The sequence below is a fragment of the Rhizobium sp. AAP43 genome (assembly GCF_001296045.1).
Lineage (GTDB): Bacteria > Pseudomonadota > Alphaproteobacteria > Rhizobiales > Rhizobiaceae > Allorhizobium.
Genome location: NZ_LJHS01000005.1, coordinates 633,998 through 655,727, shown reverse-complemented (window position 1 = coordinate 655,727; position 21,730 = coordinate 633,998). Strand labels below are relative to the sequence as shown.

Sequence of the window (21,730 nt, the reverse complement as noted above, 5' to 3'; positions counted from 1 at the left end):
CTCCTTAATTGTTCAGGATGGAATTATTGCTGTTGTTCTGATCGATCGTCTGGTCGCCATTATGATCCTGCGTCACCGTGATGTCGTTGTTCGAGCCGGTGACGTTGATCGTGGTCGAATTGCCGGTCTGTTGCGTGCCAAGCCCGGCCGCAGAACCGACGCCCGTATTGAAACGGCCCTGCAACTCAAGGCGCGTGCGCTCGAGATTGAGAAGAACCTGGCGTTCATTGGCAGAGCGAAACTGGTAGGGCCGATCGTCTCCGAGACCATTGGCCGACGCGCTGCACGGCACGACAACGGCAAGAACGACTGGAAATGCGATCTGTCGAAAACCACCCATGACACCCTCCACTGCTCCTTGAATGCGCCCGGCATTCGTAAATACTTCCAGCGAGGAATATCACTAAAAAACTAAGGATACAGCGAAAAAATTCCCTACTTTCAATATCGGTTGCGAATGCAGCGCAATTCGTTGCGTATTCACAACACAAAAATGTCGACCATGAAGACACAATGACGTAGCTGGACAAAGGACGGAAAATGAAGCAAAATTTTTAAAATCAAACAATGTATAGGTGGATGACATGCGCATATATTTATATTTGTCATCAACAATAATTATAGGATTTTCTTCCGCGAGCGCATACGCCAATCCGGTGGAGGATTTCGTCCGCGCCATGGTCGACCTGAAACGCGTAAGTGCGACCTGCGAACCCTATGTACAAGGCTCTCCAATGCGTTTAACCGCCGGCATAGACGCCTACTTCACATCACTGAAACAGCCTGTCCCAACACCCGTTGACGATCAGGCGCGAGACAGTATTGGAAAACTACTGAAACAGCATGCGGCTTATATATGCTCCGAAAAACTGACGAAGCAGCATCAAAAATACATGAAGGCCGCAGAGTTATACATGACAGAAAAACCGGCACAATGGCCGGATGCTCCCTGGATCGACTTCCCGCAATGGTGTCCGGACCCCGCATGCTCGGGCTATTGATAGCAGTCATCGATCGATCGACACCGAGTTGCCGGTCTGCTGTGTCGCGCCGCCACTGGCACCACTCACCGATTGTTCGTAGTCCCCAGTCTGCGACACATCGATCGTTGCCGGCACGTCATCGACTGCGGGGGCCTTCAGCACGATAACATTGACATAATTCGAAGACCGCTGCTCGATCCCGGGTGTCGTCAACTGCTCCGTCAGACCCGCAAGCGTCACCAGTTCGACCTGATTTGTCACAAACTGACGGCCGGTCGAAGTCTGGGAAAGCGTTCCAATACTTTCAGCCTCGATGTAATTGGCAATATTGGTGCCGCCCTGGCTGATCGAACCCCAATCCGCGCCCTCCTGCACCGTCACCACATTGTTGATGATCTGGTCTCCGGCGAAATCGCGAACAACCTCAGTGACCTTACCGGCAACGATGACATTGCCGATATTGGTACCCTCCTGAACGATTGCCCCACCTCCGCCGACACCGGTCACCGTCAGCCGGTTCTCGATCACCTGCTCGGCTTGTTCGGCGAAGTTCTGCGAGCTGATCGCCACAGATTCCTTCGAATGGATCAGGTTGATCGTATTGATGCCCGATTGCCGGATGGTGCCGGCAAGTTCCGGCAGGGAAAGCGTATTGAAGGCATGCTGCGAGGCGCCATCGACGAAATTCTGTTCGACGCGGCCGACCGTGCCGCCGACCACGGCATTCGCCGTATTGCTGGCCTCCTGCTCGATGCCTTCGAGTGCCGAGACAGCATTGAGCACGATATCATTGATGGAGAACTGCTGGCCGTCAAAGGTTTGCGACACACTGTCCAGCGGACGGGCCTCGACTTCGACGATGTTGCCGGCATTGCTCGCGACCTGCCGCGCCGTCTTTGCCAGCTTGACATCCGTCCACCCGATCACCTGTCGAGCCTCCTGCCGACCGACGACCTGCTGCACGATCTGTGCCGGCTCCTCCTGCGAAGACACCGATTGCACCGGCTCTGCCGCGCGAAGCCCGGGCACGACGACCGTAACAGCCCCGGCCACGGCGACGGCAACTCGCAGGTTCATGCCCATGACATACCTCCACGGCTCTTGATAAGCCGGGTTTCATTCACAACACGGAGAGAAAGGCCAGGCCGACGCGTCGGCCTGGCCGGCACTGGATCAATCCAGACTGCCAATCGAGTTGGCAACATTGGTTGCGCTCTGCACCACCTGCTCGACCGTGCCATTGGCATCAAGCAAGTTGCTTGCTTCCTGCGAGGCAAAGGCGACCTGACTGATGTCGAGGGTGTCGTTGATCGCACCAATCGACACAAGATTGGTGGCATTCACAGCCGTTTGATTGAAGTCCCAGACATTGGAGTTGGAACCGACGGAATCGGCGACATTCTTCGCGTCTTGCTCGACAGCCGAGAACTGGGCCAACGTCTTGCTGACACTTTGGACGCTCACGCTGTTGACCACGTTGGTGGCACTCTGTGTCGACGGGATCACAACAGTTGCCTCACCCACGACTTCCGTCGCATTGCCATCGATGGATTTCTTGAACACGATGGTATTATAGGCATCCTGGTCACCCACAGCGAACTGGACGATATCCTTGAGCTCACTGGTTGCAACATCGACGGAGATCAGATTGGCAGCATTCACGGCGGACTGACTGACGTCCTCAACCGTATAGGCAGTCTCGATATCGTTCGTCGCATATTGATCGACGAAGGCTCCCTGCTTGATCTCATCAAGGTACAGAGCCCCTTCCGGAGCGTCGACCACATCGGTGCCGAGCGATACGGAATTGGCCACATTGGTGGCGCTCTGAGTAACGTCCTTGATCACCGCATAGTCGGGATGCCAACTCCACCAGATATAGCTTCCGCCGGAGTCAATGCTGTTCTCCGCGTCCTGCTCGAGCCACGAGCCCTGCGCGATCTCATCCAGCCCACCAGCATCAACCAGCGACACCAGATTGGCCGCATTGACGGCCTCCTGAGTGACTCCGACCGCCGATGTGACGTCATCGATTTCGTTCAGAGCCTCCTGGACACCACCGACCAGCTGCAAGATATCCGCACTCTCGGCGAGCGCCGCCGATGACGACATGAGCGCGACGAGAGATGCTGCGAGAATAGTTTTCATGATTATCTCCTCTGTTTACCTGTCGCTCCGACATCAATCCTCATCCAAACCCGCCTCGTAGTCAGATTGGCTTGATTGAAGACGCAGAGCAGCTCTTCCAGCGAAACAATTCGCCAGAACTTTCATTCGGTCAAAAGATCCTTTCAGACCCCTCCGAACTGTTTTGATAACAAAACTCGAACGCTCACCGGACAATACGAACCGGAGACTCAACATAGATGAGAATGACATTGCTATAAGTTACAAAAGGCACCATTATTATGGTTCTATATTTATTGACGGGCGCCATCCGCACTTGAGATGAAGTATAATCACAGATTGCACTCGCGGTCTACCGCGAATTAACATGTTCTTAAGGATGACAAATGAGGTGAAACATCGCAAAAATTTCCTTGACGAGTCAGGCGGTTGGCAGGAATTGCGGCGCAGCAACCCGACTCGCAGCGAAAAATCCCCCAAAAATGGCGTGATAAATTCGCTCGACTCGCCTCACGCAGGACAGGTCGCATCGACCGCCAGATGCAGGGCTGAAAAACACGCGGGTGAGCCTGCCGCAACTGCGCATTGCGCGGTAACGCGCAGAGCCTTGCCGGAAGAGCCCGCAGCGGAATGAGCAAAATATTCTCATTTGCCCATTTTATTCGCTCTTTTCTCTCCTCCATCCGCACCTACTTTCTGCGAAATGAAGAGCATCCGAAAGCGATACGAAAGGAAGACCGATGAACTGGCTCAAAACACTCGCAACAGCGGCAGCCCTGCAGACCCTGGCCCTCGCCCCGGCCATGGCTGGCGAGAACCTCGACCAGATCAAGGCCGCCGGCGTGATCAAGATCGGCACTGAAGGCACCTATGCGCCCTTCACCTTCCATGATGCAGACAACAAGCTGGTTGGTTTCGATGTCGAAATTGGCGAAGCGGTTGCAGCCAAGCTTGGCGTGAAGGCCGAATTCGTCGAAGGCAAATGGGATGGCCTGATCGCCGGTCTCGACGCCAACCGCTATGACGCCGTCATCAATCAGGTCGGCATCACCGAAGCGCGCAAGCAGAAGTATGATTTCTCCGACCCCTACATCGTCTCCAAGGCGGTTCTGGTGGTCAAGGAAGGCAATGAAGACATCAAGAGCTTTGAAGACTTGAAGGGCAAGACGTCGGCGCAGTCGCTGTCCAGCAACTTCGGCAAGATCGCGGAAGCTGCGGGTGCCCAACTGGTTGGCACTGACGGTTTCGACCAGTCGATCCAGCTGGTGCTGACCGGCCGCGCCGATGCGACCATCAATGACAGCCTGTCCTTCCTCGACTTCAAGAAGCAGAAGCCCGACGCCCCGGTGAAGATCGCCGCTGAAAAGGCAGAGGCCGATGCTTCCGGCATCATCGTTCGCAAGGGCGACGCCGAACTGGTGGCCGCGATCAACCAGGCGCTGACGGACATCAAGGCCGACGGCACCTACAAGGTGATCGCTGACAAGTATTTCGGCCAGGACGTCTCGAAGTAAGGCTCATCCTCCCTCGAAAAGGGAGATGGCAAGGGCGGCTGTACACGAATTTCGAGGGCAGCCGCCTTGCCTGTCGCCTATCCCTTCATAGGTCTATAAGTGAGATCACAGCAGAGGCCCCTCCCGCCTCTGCTGTCTTCCGTTTCCGTCCGCGCTCCCAAGGACACGTCCATGCCGCACTGGCTTCAACTCATGCTCGACTCGCTGCCGACCCTGCTCTGGGCTGGCGTGAAGTTCACCATTCCGCTGACCATTCTCGCCTTCGCTTTCGGCATTACGCTTGGGCTTGCAACGGCGGTGGCGCGGCTCTTCGGCCCGAAGCCGCTGGTGCTGGTGGCACGCTTCTATGTCTGGGTCATCCGCGGCACGCCGCTCCTGGTACAGCTTTTCGTCATCTTCTATGGCCTGCCGAGCATTGGCATCCTGCTCGATGCCTTCCCCGCAGCCCTGATCGGCTTCACGCTCAATGTCGGCGCCTACACCTCCGAGATCATCCGCGCGGCGATCTCTTCCGTGCCGAAGGGTCAGTGGGAGGCGGCCTATTCAACCGGCATGAGCTGGCGCCAGGCGATGATCCGCACCATCCTGCCGCAGGCCGCCCGCGTTGCCGTGCCGCCATTGTCGAACACCTTCATTTCGCTGGTCAAGGACACGTCGCTCGCCGCCGCCATCACCGTGCCGGAACTCTTCCAGTCGGCGCAGCGCATTGTCGCCACCACCTATGAACCGCTGATCCTCTATATCGAGGCAGCGCTGATCTATCTCGCGCTGAGCTCCGTGCTCTCCAACCTGCAGGCGCGGCTGGAGACCCGTTTCGGCCGTTATGGCGGCATGCTGGAGGCCAACAGATGATCACGCTTTCCCACATCATCAAGCGCTTCGGCGAGGCGACCATCCTCAACGATATCTCACTCACCGCGCCGGAAGGCAGCGTAACGGCGCTCGTCGGCCCCTCCGGCGGGGGAAAAAGCACGCTGCTGCGCTCGATCAACCTGCTGGAGCAGCCGACCTCGGGTGCCGTGCAGATTGGCGATGCGAGGATCGAGTTTCAGCCCGGTCGCAAGGTTGCCTTTGCCGAGATCCAGAAGGTCCGCTGCGAGACCGGCATGGTCTTCCAGAATTTCCAGCTCTTCCCGCATCGCACGGCAATCGAGAATGTCATCGAAGGCCTGATCACGGTGCAGAAGTGGCCGCGTGAGAAAGCCAAGATCCGCGCCATCGAACTACTGACCAAGGTCGGCATGGCGCACAAGGCAGACGCCTGGCCGGCCGAACTTTCCGGCGGCCAGCAGCAGCGCGTGGCGATTGCCCGGGCGCTCGCCCCCTCGCCCAAGGTGCTGCTCTGCGACGAGCCGACCTCGGCGCTTGATCCGGAACTGGCCGGCGAAGTGGTCGACGTGCTGAGCCAGTTGGCAAGCGAGGGCACGACCATGGTGATTGCCACCCACGACCTGCGTCTCGCCTCGAAGATCGCTCATCAGGTGGTGTTCCTCGAAGCCGGGCAGATCGTGGAGACCGGCAATGCCGAGCAGATCTTCCGCGATCCGCAGCGCGAGCGCACGAAGCGCTTCGTATCCTCAATCAGCGCGGCCCAGACAGTTTAAGAGCGGCGAGATCGGCGTTTTCTCGTCTGCAAACGGTCGCCGCATGTCAGTCCGGCGGTCCGGTGACAACAGGCATGATGTCGACACCGTCACCGGGAAAGATGCCAATATGCGGATGGTCAGCGAAGAGGCGGGCCGCCTCTTCCGCCGTCTCGGCTTCGACGAGCACATAACCGCAGAACGTGTTCTGGCCGGGCCCAATCCCCTCGCGGGTGATCCGCGTCGTCTTGCCGACCATCACACTTGGGCTTCTCAGGAAGCCGGCATTGCGCTTCTCCCAGTCTTCCCACTGCGACAGGCCCTCGGCATCGATCGCCTCCTGATCGGCTTTCGGCATCTTGCGAAAGGCAATCAGGGCCTCGGGCTCCATGGTATAGACGGCGACGAATATCGGCATCTGCGCACTCCGCGGACGTGTGAAACCAGCAAAATGCTAACGCAGAGATTGAGGCCTGTCACGCAGCGGCGGTGCGCTTACCCGCGCCCGCGATAGGTCGCGACCCCCTGCTCCGGCAGCCACACACCCTTCGGCGGCTCGCCGGTCTGCCAGAAGACATCGATCGGAATGCCGCCGCGCGGATACCAATAGGCGCCGATGCGCAGCCACTTGGGATCGAGAAGATCGACGATGCGCTTGGCGATGTAGACCGAGCAATCCTCGTGGAATGCGCCGTGATTGCGGAAGGCAAAGAGGAAGAGCTTCAACGATTTCGATTCCACCAGCCAGTCGCCCGGGATGTAATCGATGACGATATGGGCGAAATCCGGCTGGCCGGTCATCGGGCAGAGCGAGGTGAATTCGGGGGCTGTGAAGCGCACGACATAATCCGTGCCGGCATTGCCATTCGGCACGCGCTCAAGGACCGCGGCTTCCGGACTGGTGGGGGCCTCCACGGCCTGGCCAAGCTGGGTCAGCCCAGATGTGTCTGTTTTGCTCATCATCGGCTCCTTCAGATCTCGACAGCGGCGCCATGCGCCATTTCATTTTCCGGCTCGACATGGATGGTCACCCGGGTGCCGGGTACGGCATTGTGCACGGCCATTTCCAGCCGATCGCAGATCACATGCGCATCGCGCACCGTCATCGTCGACGGCACCACCAGGTCGAAGGCGGCAAAGGTGGCGGCACCACCGCGACGGGTGCGCAGATAGTGGACGCCAAGCGAGCCTTCGGCATTCTCGGCAATCGCCTTCTTGATCGCGGCAAATTCTTCCGGCTCGACCGCCTTGTCCATCAGCCCGTCGACGGAATGCGAAATCACCTTCCAGCCCTGCCAGATGATGTTGAGCGCCACCAGAATGGCGAGCACCGGATCGAGGATGGCATAGCCGGTGACAAGCACCAGAACGAGGCCGACCAACACGCCACCGGAGGTCACAACATCCGACATGATGTGGTGCCCATCTGCCAAGAGTGCCGGCGAGCGATGGCTGCGGCCGACCCTGATCAGAAGGGCCGCCCAGGCCGCGTTGACCACGGCAGCGAGCGCATTGATGGCAAGGCCGAGATAGGGAGCATCCGGCAAGGCAGGCGCACTCAGTGCCGGGATCGCCTCACGGATAATGAGGAGTGCGGCAACAACAATCAGCACGCCTTCCAGAACCGCGGACAGATATTCCGCCTTGTGATGGCCGTAAGGGTGATCGTCATCGGCGGGCTTTTGCGCATAGCGAATGACGAAGTAGGCGATGAAGGCCGCAATCACGTTGACGGTCGATTCCAGACCGTCGGACAGAAGCGCGACCGAGCCTGTGACCCACCAGGCAAGAAGCTTCAGCCCCATCACGCCGAAGGCGAGCGGAATGCCCCAGAGGGCCAGCCGCTGTACCAGATTGTCTTGCCGAGCCACCATGGCCTTATTCCCTGCAGATGCGAGTGAATTGCAGACGCAATTCCAAAAACGACGAAACCGCCCGGCAAAGCGGGCGGTTCGGTGCGATGGGCAGGGTAATGCCGGAGGGTTGAGGAAAGGTCAAGACGGGGGATTGGGGATGCACAGGGGGCGATGACCTTCAGATGCCAGCGAGGAATTTTCGAAGGACGTCTGCGCTGCGCTGTCCGCGAGTATCGCGAACGTCGATGATCAGGATCTGATCAGACGTGACAGTCTAGAGATGCGCAAGGGTGTGCCTCGAATATGATACTCCTTGACGCGTTCGAAATCCTCGAAACACGCGGCACTGTCCGGATGGGCAATGATGGTCCGTTCCGCCGTCCTCAAAGCCGCAGACACGGCAGCGATGTCGAGTTGTGGATGGCTTTTGTAGTAACTGCGCATCCATCGAAGGCCGGGTTCGGCAGTCGGCAGGTAGCGGAGACGCATGCCCTTCAGCGCGCTACCGGAAAATCGTCCTGATCGGTCAGCAGCCAGTCATGAACCTCGCCGCTGTCGACAGCTTTAACGTCTCCTGCATCAACCAGCCGAAGACCGTGGTGCAAAAGCTCGCGAGTTGCCACGCGCTCTTCAACCAGATTGCGGATCGCCTGATCAGCGAGATCGGAAGCGGTTCGGTTGTCGAAACGCGCGATTTCTTCCAGCGCCTGATTGAGTCCGGCATCGATTTCGGTGGTCAGAACGGTTTTGTTCATTGGATCAAGTTCCGGTTCAGCCTGCGTCAAAAGATGAGACATCGCGGCGAGAGTGTCAAACGCGGTCGAAACATCAATTTGCAGCTTATAACGCATTGCGTTATGGTTGATCATGATCCAAAGCTTTGCGGATGAAGAAACAGAGCGCATCTGGTCCGGTCAGCGAAGCCGCAAGCTTCCTTCGGACATTCAGGCTGTTGCGCTGAGAAAACTCCGTTTGATCAACAACGCGCGGATCCTGCAGGACCTCCGCGTTCCGCCAGGCAATCGGCTGGAAGCCTTGAAAGGTGACAGGCTCGGCCAGCACAGCATACGGATCAACGACCAATGGCGCATTTGCTTCAACTGGCATGATGGAGGACCAAGCAATGTCGGGATCGTCGACTACCATGACTGACCTGCTCCCCAACCCGCACCCGGGAGACATCCTGCTGGAGGATTTCCTGAAGCCCATGGGGTTGAGCCAGAATGCACTGGCCCGTGCCGTCAATGTCCCACCCCGCAGGATCAACGAAATCGTGCTCGGCAAACGCTCACTGACGGCAGACACCGACCTGCGGCTGTCCCGCTACTTCCAGGTATCCGAAGGCTTCTTCCTGGGATTGCAGGCCGATTACGACCTGATGCAGCGGCGGCGCGAGATCGAAGACGAATTGAGGCGGATCGAGCCGAGGGCTGCGTGACGAGAACCGTAGATGAGTGTCAAAGAAGCGAGGTTCACTCAAAATTGTCTTACACCGGTACGCCTTTAACATTCTTCCAGAAAGCTAGACTGTTCTGGCTAGCCCTATTCGCACCTCAAGCATTCATAAGCGAGGAAGAGGCTGACAACGCAAAACTCAATGCAGCAGCGACCTCCGCCCATGATGGAAGTCGGTTGCACTCGATCAGAAGGGGGCTTTGCCAATCGCTGATTTGGGGACTTGTCGCGATGGGAGCCGGATTTGCCATAGGCAGCCTTCTCGGCGCAGGTATTGGTCCACAATTAGAGTTCGCCATCGGGATCGTCGTAGTGGGCACGACAATTCTTATGTGGGCAACTCTGGCATTACAGGGCTGGAGCATCCAATCGTCCAAGGGCAATACACTGAGCGAGCGGCTCAACCAATGGATCTTCCGAACCCTCTACCTAATCGGAACCGCACTGATATCCGCTGGCAGCGTCTGGAGCCTTTTCCAATAATCTCGGGGCGCCGAAGCGCCCCGCCCTCACCCCTTACGCCGCCTTCACCTTCGCCCGTTTTGCCAGATGCGCCACGACATTCTCGATCATGCGCATGCCGGCATCGCCGCCCAGCGTCATGATCGATTCCGGGTGGAACTGCACGGCGGCAACTGGCTCCTTCGTATGCTCGATGCCCATGATCGTGCCGTCTTCGCTTTCAGCCGTGATGATGAAATCACGATGCAGCGTCGCCGGATCGGCGAAGATCGAGTGGTAGCGACCGACGGTCACTTCCTTGCCGAGCCCTGAGAAGACGAGGCCGGGTTCGAGCACGCGGATGCGTGACGGCTTGCCATGCATCGGGACGGCCAGCTGGCGCAGCTCGCCGCCATAGGCTTCGGCCAGCGCCTGCAGGCCGAGGCAGACGCCGAAGATCGGCAGATTACGGGCCCGCGCCTTCTTGATCGTCGCCTTGCAGTCGAAATCCGTCGGCGAGCCGGGACCGGGCGAAAGGACGACGAGATCGGGATTGAGGCGGTCAAAAATCTCTTCAGGCACCGGCGTGCGCACCGTGTTTACCGTCGCACCCGTCTGGCGGAAATAGTTGGCCAGCGTGTGGACAAAACTGTCTTCGTGGTCGACGAGCAGGATGTTGATCCCCTCACCCACCCGGGCCACCCCGCGATGCGAGGAGGCATCGTTGCCGCTCTTGGCGTCGCGGATCGCTGCAATCATGGCGGAGGCCTTCAGTTCGGTTTCGGCTTCTTCTTCCTGCGGGTCGCTGTCGTTCAACAGTGTCGCTCCGGCGCGGACTTCGGCAATGCCATCCTTGATGCGCACGGTGCGCAGCGTCAGCCCCGTGTTCATGTCGCCATTGAAGCCGACCATGCCGACGGCGCCGCCATACCAGGCGCGCGGGCTCTTCTCATGCTTCTCAATAAAGCGCATGGCCCAGAGTTTCGGTGCACCGGTCACGGTGACGGCCCAGGCGTGAGACAGGAAGCCGTCAAAGGCGTCCATGCCGTCGCGTAGGCGGCCTTCGATGTGGTCGACCGTATGGATAAGGCGCGAATACATCTCGATCTGGCGGCGACCGATGACCTTGACCGAGCCCGGCTCGCAGACGCGGGACTTGTCGTTGCGGTCAACATCCGAGCACATGGTGAGCTCGCTCTCATCCTTCTTGGAGTTGAGGAGCTTCAGGATCTGCGCCGAATCCTCGATCGGGTCGGCGCCACGCTTGATCGTGCCCGAGATCGGGCAGGTTTCGATGCGCCGGCCATTGACCCGGACGAACATCTCCGGCGAGGCACCGACGAGATATTCCTGGTGGCCGAGATTGATGAAGAAGGAATAGGGCGACGGATTGATTTCCTTCAGCCGCTTGGAAATCTGCGACGGCTTCGAATCGCAGCGCTCCATGAACTTCTGGCCGGGCACCACCTCGAACAGGTCACCCTTGCGGAAGCTTTCCTTGGCCTTCACCACCAGCTCGGCATATTCGCCAGGCCGATGATCCCCACGGGGCGGGATCGTGTCGGTATGCTGGAACGGTTCAGGCGCGATCTCCTGCGCCTGTCCGATTGTCGTCGCATCGCCCTTGGTGAAATCGTAGCGGTCGATCCAGGCCTTGGCGGAATAGTGGTCGACGACCAGGATCTCGTCCGGCAGGAAAAGCACCATGTCACGCTGATCATCGGGGCGGGTCAGCTTGAGGTCGATGGCGTCGAACTGGAAGGCGAGATCGTAGCCGAAGGCGCCGAACAGGCCGATGGCCGCGTCTTCCTCGGAATAGAACAGATCGGTGACGGCGCGCAGCACCGTGAACACGGTCGGGATCTTGGAGCGTTCTTCCTCGGTGAACACGCGGGATGGCGGCTTCACATCGAGGTCGAGGCGAGTCGCGCTGCGGTCCCCGAGCGCCAGATCCTCGACACTCGAAAGCCGGTCGGCGATCATCGAAAGCAGCGCTTCGCCACGACCGTTATACGCCTCGATCCAGACCTTGCGGCCGAAGGAGGAAATGCCGAGCGGCGGATCGACGATGGCCGTATCCCAGCGGGTATAGCGGCCGGGATATTCATAGTTGGAGGAGAAGACCGCGCCACGCCGCTCGTCGAGTTTGTCGACATAGGTCGAAATCGCATCGGCATAGGAAGTCGGCCGCCGCTTGCGTGAAACGGTCACGCCGCCGCGCGTCTGATAGGCTTCCGAACCGTCTTCCTGCAAAATCGTCGACATGTCTGTCCTTCTCCATTCTTCGAGGCCCGCCTGATGAGCGGGCCTTGAATACGAAAAAGCCGCCTCAGGAAAGTTTCCGGGCGGCTTTGGGGTCAATCCTCTGAAGACATGACTGGTCAAGGCCGCGTTAGCGTGCCCACCACCAAGCAAAGGTCTTCGATACGATCTTCATGGGCGATGTGATAGCCCGATGCGGCGCAACGCGCAAGCACGATTTCCGCCCCGCCCTCGGGCTGGCGCAAGGCATTACAGACCATCAATTTAGATTATTGTAATTAAGTAATATCTAACAAACCTATGCCGATATAGGGAAAAATGCGCGCAACCGGAAAGCGGGGCCGTGCGACCCTAGTGAGGATCGGAGAGTTTTCATGCAACTGACACTTTCGCGCGGACTTTTCGCCTTCGGTCTTTTTGTGGCCACGGCATTTCTCACAGCCCTTGCCGTGATGGCTTACACCTTGAAGACGGTGAAGATCGAGGGACCGGAATATGTTGAGATCATCCACGGCAAGGACCTCGTCGCCGACATCCTGCCTCCACCGATGTTCCTGGTCGAGGCCTATCTTTTGGCCAGCGAAACGGCGCTGGATGCGAAGCTCGCCAGCGAAAATACCGAACAGATCCGCAGCTTGCGGACGCAGTACGAAGAGCGCATGCAGGTCTGGCGCGATACTGACCTTCCGGCCGAATTGAAGACCCTGATCACGGGAGAGGTCGGCACTGCGAGCGACGCCTTCTGGAACACCATGGACAGCGCCTATCTACCGGCACTGGCAAGCGGCGACGCCGCCGCGCGCCTGCTCGCCATCACCACACTGCGTGCACAATTTCAGACCCAGAAGGCCGCCGTGCAGGATCTGGTGAAGGCGGCAACGGCATTTCTCTCGCAAAGCGAAGCCCATGCACGTCAGACAATCAGCCTCTATTCAAAGATCGCTCTTGCCGCCGCGTCCTCAGCGATCCTTGCATTGATCGGTGGACTTCTGGTTTTCCGACGTCTTGCCATCACCCCGCTCGAGGCCCTGTCGGCCCAGATGAAGACACTGGCAAGCGGCGCGCTCGATGCAGATGTGCCCTTCACCGCGCGCAAGGACGAAGTGGGCGACATGGCCCGTTCGGTGGCGGTCTTCCGACAGGCGGGCATCGACAAGATCAAAATTGAAAACGACAACCGCCGCCAGCAGCAGCACATCGAACGTGATCGGGCAGCCCGCCTGAGCGAACAGGAACACCAGTCCCGCAGCCTGCAGAAGGTCGTCGACGACCTCGGCGCCGGTCTCGAACGCCTGTCGAAGTTCAACATCCGTTACACGCTGGATGAGCCCTTCCAGCCAGAATTCGAACAGCTTCGCCATGATTTCAATAAATCGCTCGCCGTGTTCCAGGACACCATGGGCCTGGTCCTCGACAAGTCGAACGAGATCGACAACAGTTCGAATGCCTTGCAACAGGCATCCGACCAACTGGCAAAGCGCACCGAGCAGCAAGCTGCAGCCCTTGAGGAGACAGCCGCTGCCCTCGAAGAAGTCTCCGGCACCATTCGAGCCTCCTCAAGCCGCCTGACCGGCACGCGCAACATGACGCGTGAAGCCAAGGTCAATGTCGAGAAGTCGACCCATGTGGTGCATGATGCCGTCGAGGCCATGCGACGCATCGAGGCGGCGTCGGCGAGCATTGCCAGCATCACCGACGTGATCGACCAGATTGCCTTCCAGACCAATCTTCTGGCGCTGAACGCCGGCGTCGAGGCGGCCCGTGCCGGAGATGCCGGGAAGGGCTTCGCAGTCGTTGCACAGGAAGTCCGGGACCTCGCGCAACGCTCCGCCAATGCCGCGCGCGAGATCAGCGCCTTGATCGATCAATCAACGCGCGAGGTGTCAGTGGGCGTAACACTGGTCAACGATACCGGCACGGCCCTACGCGCCATTGAAGCCAGCATCCAGGCGATAAACGAGGATATCGAGGCGGTAACCGCAGCGGCCATCGAACAATCGGCAGGAATTGCCGAAATCAATGTCGCGGTGAACCAGATGGATCAGCTGACCCAACAGAATGCCGGCATGGTCGAAGAAACCTCCGCCGCCACCCATGCACTCGGCGATGAAGTGCGCGAGCTCGTCCGCCTGGTTGGTCAGTTTGTCTTCAACCGCCGCCACAAAGTTCGAGACCGGGTTGATGCGGTGACACAAACAGAGAGGGATAACAGCAATCCGCAGGTCGCCCGATTGCGTGCCGGTTGACGCTGGACATACGGATCGCCCTCACCTACGCCACACCACGACCGAACTAAAACTGCATTCATCCGTTCCTCTTGGGTCGAACCAGGAACGGATGAATGCACAGACTCTTGATCGTGTTGACAATTCTGACCTTCTCGGTGGGTGCGAGCCTCCCGGAAAAAGGTCCCGAACCGCAGCCGGATCCACGCGTCCAGGCAGAGCCGACCGCCTCGCCCGACCAGCCGCCGGTCCCGCCTCAAAAGCCGGTCGCCGACAAGGAGGGCGAACAGCCAGAGGCACCGGAACAGCCAGAAGCACAGGAAGAGACTGTGCGGGAAGAGCGAGACCACCCCGCCAAGGACGCCGACCTTGGCGGCAGCATGGCGGCAAAACAGGGACAGTCCGAAGCACCTGCACCGGAAGACCCGGCCAGCTATGCCGCCTGTGTGGCGGAGCTGAGGTCGATCGGGGCTCGGTTCCGCGAATTGCCCCGCATCGACGACGAGGCGAGTTGCGGGATGGACAGGCCGCTCGAAGTGGAAGCGGTGCTGCCGGATGTCAGCCTGGAGCCGGAGGCGACCATCCGTTGCGAGACGGCCCTCCAGCTTGCCCGCATGACCCGCGACATGCTGAGGCCGGCCGCAAAAACCGCCTTCCCCGACAAGCCCACCCTCAGCGGCTTAATCCAGGCCTCCGGTTATGTCTGCCGCAACCGCAACAGTGCCGAAACCGGCAAGACCTCCGAACACGCGTTCGGCAATGCCATCGACATTGCCGGCTTGCGCTTCGGCGAGACCGAGGAACCGGTGATGATCGCCAGACAGGACGACGGCACGGCCGAGGCCGCCTTCCAGCGCGCCTTCAATGCGCTCGCTTGCCTCTATTTCACCACCGTCCTCTCCCCAGGCAGCGACGCCACCCATCAGGACCACATGCACTTGGATGTCATCGAGCGAAAGAGCCGGTTCCGTTATTGCCGGTAAAACGCAAAAACGGCGGCGCCCCGGTTGGGACGCCGCCGCAGGCGGTGGAGAGAAATCGCTCAGAAGGTCTGGGTGAGCGAGATTTTGAAGTGACGACCAGGCTCGGAATAATAGGCGAGCGGTTGGTTTGTGTTCGAATTCGAAGGCGTCGCGGTGCTGAGATCGCGGTATCCAACCCCGTCCCAATACTGCTTGTCGAATATGTTGTAGATGCCGGCCTGGATGCGCAGCCCCTTCGTCTTTTCCGGCTCCCACCAGGCAGTGAGATCGGCGACGCCGTAGCCGGGCGCATTGAAGGCAGTTGTGGACGTCCCTTCCTTCATGGCGCTGCCGAATGTGCCGGTCACATCGAGGCCCCAGGTTTCCGTCGAATAGCCGACGCCGGCAATTGCACGGAACGGCACGACGGTACGGACATATTCGTCCTCATCAACATCCTTGGCATTGGTATAGGTCATTGATCCGCTGACATGGAAACCATTGGCGAACTGATGGGAACCACCAACCTCGATACCGGCAATGCGGACATGCGAACGGTTGTAGTATTCGGTATAGCTGGAATAGCTGCCAACCGGACCGATATCCTTGCTGTCGATGAAGTTGCGATAGTCATTGTAGAAACCGACCACGCGCAGCTTGCTGGCACCAGCATCGTAATTGCCGCCGATTTCGAAGCCGGTGCCGGTTTCCGGCTTCAGGTCGGGGTTGCCGGCAACGGCATACTGAACCGGGCCACCCTGGCCCGTATACAGCAGATAGAGTTCATCGACGGTGGGCGCACGATAGGCCATGGAGACCTGGCCGAACAGTTCGAGATCGGGCGTCACGTCGTAACCCACCATGAACTTCGGCGAGAAGCGGTTGCCCGCCCGGGCCGCAGGAAGATCGCCAGCACCGGGGTTGCTCGCATATCCGGCGCTTTCGGTCGGATTGTAGTCGAACCAGTCGAAGGACAGTCCGGGGGTTACAGACCACGCGCTGTCATCAAGGCGGATCTTGTCGTCTATGCGCAACGCAAGCCGGCTACCCTCAACATCCGGCATGTCCGACTGGTCTGCATGCAGCGAGTTGCAGGTGGCGCCGACATAGGTCCCATCGATGCAGCCGTCGCGGCCATCCGTAAAGGACTGCGCCCAGAAATAGGAATAACTGCCGCTGACATTGAGTTCGTGATTGAGGCTGCCGGTCTCAAAGCTCTTGGCTGCCCGCCCGGAAATGCCGACGGATTCTTCTTCGATGGCGTTGTTTCGATACCAGTAACCGATCGGGTTCACGAGACGCGTGCCCTCGTTGCCGGCTTCACGCTGAACCTGCTGCCAATAAACTTTTACCTCGGCACTGTCGAAAAAGCCGCCAGGGTTTGAGAAATCATAGTCCAGTGAGACCCGATCACGCTGGCTGTCCTCAAAGCCTTGGAGGCCATCATAGCCGCGCGACGATGTCGTACCGCCGCGGATCGTGGCGAGATCGGTGTCGATTTCGCGATTATAGTGTTCAGCCGTGATGCCGACACGATGACCTCCCTCGAGATCCTGGCGCAGCTTGAAGAGCAGGTTCTTCTCGTCGAAATCGGCTGGATTGGCCTCGTCCCGCGTAAATCCGATACCGCCGACATCGCCGGTCGATTTTGTTTCGTGGCCTTTGACATAACCTCCCTGAAGCAAGGCGCTCGTGTCACCGGACTTTCCGGAAACCGCGACGCTTCCGCCGATGCTGCCGTTGGAACTGTCATAGGTGGCCTTGGCAACCGCACCCCAGGTGCGCCCCTCGCCGATCAAGTCATCGGGTTCAAGCGTGCGCAGTGACACAGCGCCGCCGAGTGCACCGGAACCGGCGCGACTGGAATCCGCACCCTTGATGATATCGATGGCCGATAGCGAACTGAAGGCAAAGGTATCGGCACCACCATTGGCATTGGTCGTCGTTGACGGACCGCCGGCGCGTGCGGAATTGACCAGATAGGGGATCGGAATGCCGTCGACCAGTGTGGTCACGCGGTTGCCTTCCATGCCGCGAATGACGAAGCCCTTGTCCTGCGCCGAAAACTGAACGCTGGTATCGAGGCGGCTGATGTCGGCAGCGGAATTGACCTCCTTGACCCGGATCTCCTCCGCCGTTGTCGTCGTCGCCAGCGGCGTATCCGCGACCGAGCCCGCCGGCACGCGTTTGCCCTTGACGACGATGGTCTGCAGTTGCGTCTCGCCCTCCGCAGCAGCGGCCGGGGTGGCGCTCTGGGCGAAGGCGAGTGTGGTCGGGGTCACGACAGCAAGCGCGGTGCAGGCGAGCAGGAAGGGTCTGAGAGACCGGGAGCCCATGCGAATATCCTTTCGGAGGCCATAGAAATGCAGTCCGACACCCCAAAACAGGATGCAGGTTGGCCAGTGGTGTGGTTTCAAAACGGATCGGGGGAGAAATTCCGCCGTAATCACGGCCTATAAAACATGATTATGATCGTCAAGATATAAAACATGATTCTTTTTATCATGATTTAACACTCGCGTGATTATGACAAAAATACCACAGCAATTAGGGGGTGTAGAACCTAGAAAAGTCCCTCGATTGCGCCGTCCGCATTGAGCCGGATCTTCTCCGATGACGGCACGCGCGGCAGGCCAGGCATGGTCATGATCTCGCCGGTGATCGCCACGACAAAGCCGGCGCCGGCCGAAAGCCGCACTTCGCGCACATGCACGCTATGGCCTTCGGGTGCGCCGCGCAGCGACGGATCGGTCGAGAAGGAATATTGCGTCTTCGCCATGCAGACCGGCAGGTCGCCGTAGCCCTGATGCTCCCAGTCGAGCAACTGGTCGCGCACGGCCTTCTCAGCCGTCACCTCGCCGGCCCGGTAGATCTCGGTGGCGATCCGCTCGATCTTGGAGAAGAGCGGCATGGCATCCGGATAGAGCGGGCGGAAATCGGCCTTGCCATCGGCAAGCCGCACCACGGCCTCGGCAAGATCGGTGATGCCGGCGGACCCCTTCGCCCAGTGGCGGCAGACATGCGCCTCGGCCCCAAGGCCTGCGGCCACGGCCTTGACTGCATCGATCTCGGCATCGGTGTCGCCGGTGAAATGGTTGATCGCGACAACGGCGGGAACGCCGAACTTGCCGAGATTTTCGAGATGCCGGGCAAGATTGACGGCGCCCCGCTTCACCGCCTCGACATTTTCAAGCGCCAGATCCTCCTTGGCGATCCCGCCATTCATCTTCAGCGCCCGAACGGTGGCGACAAGCACTACGGCAGCCGGCGTCAGCCCCGCCTTGCGGCATTTGATGTCAAAGAACTTCTCCGCCCCGAGATCCGCGCCGAAGCCGGCTTCGGTCACCACATAATCACCGAGCTTCAGTGCCGTCTTGGTGGCGATCACCGAATTGCAGCCATGCGCGATATTGGCAAAGGGTCCGCCATGCACCAGCGCCGGATTGTTTTCGAGCGTCTGGACGAGATTGGGCTGCAGCGCCTCCTTGAGAAGCACCGCCATGGCGCCGTCCGCTTTCAGATCGCGGGCAAAGACCGGGCTTTTGTCACGCCGGTATCCGATGATAATCGCGCCGAGGCGGCGCTCCAGATCCTCAAGGTCGGTCGCAAGGCAGAGGATCGCCATGATTTCCGAGGCCACGGTGATATCGAAGCCGGCTTCGCGCGGAAAGCCGTTCGAGGCCCCGCCAAGCGCCGTCACCACCTGGCGCAGAGCCCGGTCATTCATGTCCATCACTCGCCGCCAGGTGATGCGGCGTGTATCGAGGTTCAGCTCATTGCCCCAATAGACATGGTTGTCGATCAGCGCTGACAGCAGGTTATGCGCCGAGGTGATGGCGTGGAAATCACCGGTGAAATGCAGGTTGATCTCCTCCATCGGCACGACCTGGGCATGTCCGCCACCGGCCGCTCCGCCCTTGACCCCGAAACAGGGGCCGAGCGAGGGCTCGCGGATGCAGATCACCGCCCGCTTGCCGATGCGGTTGAGGCCATCGCCAAGTCCGACCGTGGTCGTGGTCTTGCCTTCGCCGGCCGGTGTCGGGTTGATCGCAGTGACAAGGATCAGCTTGCCATCTGTCCGCTCGGAGAGGCTGCGGATGAAGCCCGCCGAGATCTTCGCCTTGTCATGACCAAAGGGAATGAGGCTTTCTGCCGGAATACCGAGCCGACAACCGATTTCCTGGATGGGCCGCTTGTTCGCTGCACGGGCGATATCAATGTCGGTTGTCATGTCGCTTGCGCCTCATTGTGTGTCGCAGAAGCATCTGCCGCCGGAAGTCGCAAGGCAAGGGCCGCGCTGCCTTTTCCACCAGACCCGCTGCCGACGATGCAAGAACGCCGACCATGAATTGAAATTCTGCGCAACCCAGGCATGATGGCGCAGTTCTCAAGAGCAAGGACGCTTGAAGCATCCGCAGTGAGCCCTTGAATATGCAAGGAATTTGCGCCTCACCCACCGTCTTGTGTCTTGTTCTCGTCACCGGAAGGCATTATCTGCGACGCCACAGACCGCATTGCGAGGATTGCCATGAAGTCACTGGAATTGTTGATCGAGAAGATCATCCTGTCGAGCCGCTGGATCCTGGTGGCCTTCTATCTCGGGCTTGTTGCAGCGCTCGCCGTGTACGCGCTGTCCTTCGGCTACAAGTTCCTGAAGATCGCTCAAAATGTCTTCGTCTACGAGGACTTCGAGATGATCCTCGCCATGCTCGCACTGATCGATGCCGCACTCGTTGCCAGCCTGATCGTCATGGTGATGATCTCCGGCTATGAGAACTTTGTCAGCCGCTTTGACGAAGCGGACGATCAGGTCTCCTTCCTCGGCAAGCTCGATGCCGGCAGCCTCAAGATCAAGGTCGCATCGTCGATCGTGGCGATTTCCTCCATCCATCTGCTCCAGGTTTTCCTCAACGCCAACCAATACACAGACAGCAAGCTGATGTGGTTGACCCTTATTCACCTGGCCTTCGTCGTCTCGGCCGTGATGCTGGGCTATCTCGAGGTCATGATGAACGGCAAGAAGAAGGGCGGATACGAAGACAAGACGTAAGTCTCCCTCGTGAAGCCTGGGCACACCGGCAGACAAGAGCCGCCCGAAAGGACGGCTCCATCGTCGCCCGGAAAGTCCCTCGAGGCAAACGATCACTTGCCCATCAAAACTGCAGTCAGGATCGCTGAAACGGTTGCAGGATAAGCCATCGGTTCAAATCGGAGCGTGTGTGACTTTTTAACTGGCACCGGTCAGAAATTAATCATATTAATGCGCTACCATCACTAAAAAGTGCTGGCATTTCGCCCCGGCTGTTATATGTGTCGGAAACTCTCTTTTTCCTGTCAACTTTCGAAATTGCAAACATGTTGCTAGAACGACAGACGCTCTTGAGCGAGGGTATCGGCAGTTGTCAGAGCCGACCTGAACTGCTGGAGACTTGGCGGCGCGCAGCCCTGGAATATGGCTTCGAGTACGTCACGCTTGCTAACGCTCCCACGCTGCAGGACCGGCATTTTTCGCCGCTCGTGCGAGAGACGACACTGCCGAGCGAGTTCAGCAACGAGTTCGATCGTATGGAGTTTCTCCGCCTCTGCCCGACGGTGGCCCATCTCGCCCGGTCGATCATGTGGACGACCTGGGATGTCGGGCGCGAGGGCGAGACACCGAGCTTCGAATGCCCAGCCTCTTTCATCGCTTTGTTTCGCCGCTTCAAGATGCGCTCCGGCGTGCTGTTTTCGCTCAACGCGCTCGACGGCGGCCGCTTTATCGTCCGCTATGACGGCGACCGGTCCGTCCCGACACAGACCGAGATCAACGAATTGTCCATGCTGAGCACCCAGGCCTTCGACGTCTTTGACCGGCTGCGCCGCACCGCCAGCAACGTCAATGTTCTGTCGGCACGAGAACTGGAAGTCGTTCGCTGGACGGCGCAGGGCAAGACCTCGCTGGAAATCGGCCAGATCCTGTCGCTCTCGGATCACACCGTCAACGCCTATATGACAAATGCCATCCGCAAGCTGGATTGCGTCAACCGCACGCAGCTTGTGGCCAAGGCCATCCGGATGAAGATCATCACCTGATCCGCTGAAGCCGGCGACAGAAAGCCGATCAGTCGTCTTCACCGCGAAGCAGAGCGTCAATCTCCTCAGGAGGCATGCGCCTCAGTTTCTTGGCGAGATCGCGGTCATACTGGCGGTCGTTCGGATCGTGCCCGGCCTGGGCCTTTCTCCCTACCTTCTTGTAGAAAAGCTGCATATCCAAAGACTGACGACTACGCTTATTGTCCGCATTCATCGCTGTTTTCCATGTGACGATGGCCAAGCTTCGTCT

Annotated in this window: 23 protein-coding genes; 11 read left to right on the top strand and 12 right to left on the bottom strand. The window is 59.1% G+C overall.

Going from position 1 to position 21,730, the window contains the following annotated elements:
• Positions 1-4: 4 nt before the first annotated feature.
• Positions 5-340 (bottom strand): hypothetical protein, encoded by a 336-nt coding sequence (locus tag IP76_RS06575; protein WP_054157349.1) that lies wholly within the window; start codon positions 338-340, stop codon positions 5-7.
• 244 nt (positions 341-584) lie between these two features.
• Between IP76_RS06575 and IP76_RS06570 the strand changes: the two genes are divergently transcribed.
• Positions 585-1,001 (top strand): hypothetical protein, encoded by a 417-nt coding sequence (locus tag IP76_RS06570; RefSeq protein WP_156318487.1) that lies wholly within the window; start codon positions 585-587, stop codon positions 999-1,001.
• A gap of 6 nt (positions 1,002-1,007) precedes the next feature.
• Here the strand turns inward: IP76_RS06570 and IP76_RS06565 are convergent, their stop codons facing one another.
• Both IP76_RS06565 and IP76_RS06560 read right to left on the bottom strand, forming a co-directional pair.
• A complete protein-coding gene (locus IP76_RS06565) occupies positions 1,008-2,066 on the bottom strand; it encodes a hypothetical protein (RefSeq protein ID WP_054157347.1) in 1,059 nt (352 codons plus the stop codon).
• A gap of 90 nt (positions 2,067-2,156) precedes the next feature.
• Positions 2,157-3,131 carry a hypothetical protein gene (locus IP76_RS06560; protein WP_156318486.1) on the bottom strand — a complete coding sequence of 325 codons (975 nt, stop codon included), beginning with the start codon at positions 3,129-3,131 and terminating at the stop codon, positions 2,157-2,159.
• 719 nt (positions 3,132-3,850) lie between these two features.
• Between IP76_RS06560 and IP76_RS06555 the strand changes: the two genes are divergently transcribed.
• The 3 genes from IP76_RS06555 (at position 3,851) to IP76_RS06545 (ending at position 6,228) form a co-directional block, all read left to right on the top strand.
• Positions 3,851-4,624 (top strand): amino acid ABC transporter substrate-binding protein, encoded by a 774-nt coding sequence (locus IP76_RS06555; RefSeq protein WP_054157345.1) that lies wholly within the window; start codon positions 3,851-3,853, stop codon positions 4,622-4,624.
• 171 nt (positions 4,625-4,795) lie between these two features.
• On the top strand, positions 4,796-5,476 hold the full coding sequence (locus IP76_RS06550; protein WP_054157344.1) for an amino acid ABC transporter permease: 681 nt from the start codon (positions 4,796-4,798) through the stop codon (positions 5,474-5,476).
• Positions 5,473-6,228, top strand: a complete 756-nt coding sequence (locus tag IP76_RS06545; RefSeq protein ID WP_054157343.1) for an amino acid ABC transporter ATP-binding protein — start codon at positions 5,473-5,475, stop codon at positions 6,226-6,228. The genes IP76_RS06550 and IP76_RS06545 overlap by 4 nt, the downstream gene beginning before the upstream one ends.
• Before the next feature lie 46 nt (positions 6,229-6,274).
• Here IP76_RS06545 and IP76_RS06540 read toward each other — a convergent pair whose 3' ends face one another.
• From IP76_RS06540 to IP76_RS06525, 5 genes are all read right to left on the bottom strand, one after another.
• On the bottom strand, positions 6,275-6,625 hold the full coding sequence (locus IP76_RS06540; RefSeq protein ID WP_054157342.1) for a hypothetical protein: 351 nt from the start codon (positions 6,623-6,625) through the stop codon (positions 6,275-6,277).
• Between the two features lie 77 nt (positions 6,626-6,702).
• Complete coding sequence (gene queF / locus IP76_RS06535) at positions 6,703-7,167, bottom strand: preQ(1) synthase (protein ID WP_054157425.1); 465 nt, start codon at positions 7,165-7,167, stop codon at positions 6,703-6,705.
• 11 nt (positions 7,168-7,178) lie between these two features.
• On the bottom strand, positions 7,179-8,081 hold the full coding sequence (locus tag IP76_RS06530; RefSeq protein ID WP_054157341.1) for a cation diffusion facilitator family transporter: 903 nt from the start codon (positions 8,079-8,081) through the stop codon (positions 7,179-7,181).
• 231 nt (positions 8,082-8,312) lie between these two features.
• Positions 8,313-8,552 carry a hypothetical protein gene (locus IP76_RS23080; protein ID WP_156318485.1) on the bottom strand — a complete coding sequence of 80 codons (240 nt, stop codon included), beginning with the start codon at positions 8,550-8,552 and terminating at the stop codon, positions 8,313-8,315.
• A gap of 5 nt (positions 8,553-8,557) precedes the next feature.
• A complete protein-coding gene (locus tag IP76_RS06525) occupies positions 8,558-8,932 on the bottom strand; it encodes a CopG family ribbon-helix-helix protein (RefSeq protein WP_054157340.1) in 375 nt (124 codons plus the stop codon).
• Between IP76_RS06525 and IP76_RS06520 the strand changes: the two genes are divergently transcribed.
• From IP76_RS06520 to IP76_RS06510, 3 genes are read left to right on the top strand one after another with little or no spacing between them, the layout of a single operon-like run.
• Positions 8,931-9,215, top strand: coding sequence for a type II toxin-antitoxin system RelE/ParE family toxin (locus IP76_RS06520; protein WP_054157339.1), 285 nt, complete (start codon positions 8,931-8,933; stop codon positions 9,213-9,215). The genes IP76_RS06525 and IP76_RS06520 overlap by 2 nt on opposite strands.
• Entirely contained in the window at positions 9,187-9,501 is a 315-nt protein-coding gene (locus IP76_RS06515; RefSeq protein WP_054157338.1) for a HigA family addiction module antitoxin, read from the top strand. Before IP76_RS06520 ends, IP76_RS06515 begins: the two co-directional genes overlap by 29 nt.
• Entirely contained in the window at positions 9,498-10,001 is a 504-nt protein-coding gene (locus IP76_RS06510; protein ID WP_156318484.1) for a hypothetical protein, read from the top strand. Before IP76_RS06515 ends, IP76_RS06510 begins: the two co-directional genes overlap by 4 nt.
• Before the next feature lie 33 nt (positions 10,002-10,034).
• Here IP76_RS06510 and IP76_RS06505 read toward each other — a convergent pair whose 3' ends face one another.
• Positions 10,035-12,224 carry an anthranilate synthase gene (locus IP76_RS06505; RefSeq protein WP_054157336.1) on the bottom strand — a complete coding sequence of 730 codons (2,190 nt, stop codon included), beginning with the start codon at positions 12,222-12,224 and terminating at the stop codon, positions 10,035-10,037.
• Positions 12,225-12,595: 371 nt separating this feature from the next.
• Between IP76_RS06505 and IP76_RS06500 the strand changes: the two genes are divergently transcribed.
• Together IP76_RS06500 and IP76_RS06495 are read left to right on the top strand one after the other, a co-directional pair.
• Positions 12,596-14,467 (top strand): methyl-accepting chemotaxis protein, encoded by a 1,872-nt coding sequence (locus tag IP76_RS06500; RefSeq protein WP_054157335.1) that lies wholly within the window; start codon positions 12,596-12,598, stop codon positions 14,465-14,467.
• A 95-nt stretch (positions 14,468-14,562) separates the two neighbouring features.
• Positions 14,563-15,429: an extensin family protein gene (locus IP76_RS06495; protein ID WP_054157334.1), complete on the top strand. Its 867-nt coding sequence runs from the start codon at positions 14,563-14,565 to the stop codon at positions 15,427-15,429.
• A gap of 59 nt (positions 15,430-15,488) precedes the next feature.
• Here IP76_RS06495 and IP76_RS06490 read toward each other — a convergent pair whose 3' ends face one another.
• Both IP76_RS06490 and IP76_RS06485 read right to left on the bottom strand, forming a co-directional pair.
• Complete coding sequence (locus tag IP76_RS06490) at positions 15,489-17,744, bottom strand: TonB-dependent hemoglobin/transferrin/lactoferrin family receptor (protein WP_054157333.1); 2,256 nt, start codon at positions 17,742-17,744, stop codon at positions 15,489-15,491.
• Positions 17,745-17,971: 227 nt separating this feature from the next.
• Positions 17,972-19,639 carry a formate--tetrahydrofolate ligase gene (locus tag IP76_RS06485; RefSeq protein ID WP_054157332.1) on the bottom strand — a complete coding sequence of 556 codons (1,668 nt, stop codon included), beginning with the start codon at positions 19,637-19,639 and terminating at the stop codon, positions 17,972-17,974.
• 297 nt (positions 19,640-19,936) lie between these two features.
• Here IP76_RS06485 and IP76_RS06480 point away from each other — a divergent pair, with 297 nt between their 5' ends.
• Positions 19,937-20,458 carry a TIGR00645 family protein gene (locus IP76_RS06480; RefSeq protein WP_082352428.1) on the top strand — a complete coding sequence of 174 codons (522 nt, stop codon included), beginning with the start codon at positions 19,937-19,939 and terminating at the stop codon, positions 20,456-20,458.
• Between the two features lie 305 nt (positions 20,459-20,763).
• Positions 20,764-21,480, top strand: coding sequence for a LuxR family transcriptional regulator (locus tag IP76_RS06475; protein ID WP_245281401.1), 717 nt, complete (start codon positions 20,764-20,766; stop codon positions 21,478-21,480).
• Positions 21,481-21,508: 28 nt separating this feature from the next.
• Here the strand turns inward: IP76_RS06475 and IP76_RS06470 are convergent, their stop codons facing one another.
• Positions 21,509-21,721, bottom strand: a complete 213-nt coding sequence (locus IP76_RS06470) for a hypothetical protein (RefSeq protein ID WP_156318483.1) — start codon at positions 21,719-21,721, stop codon at positions 21,509-21,511.
• Positions 21,722-21,730: the final 9 nt, after the last annotated feature.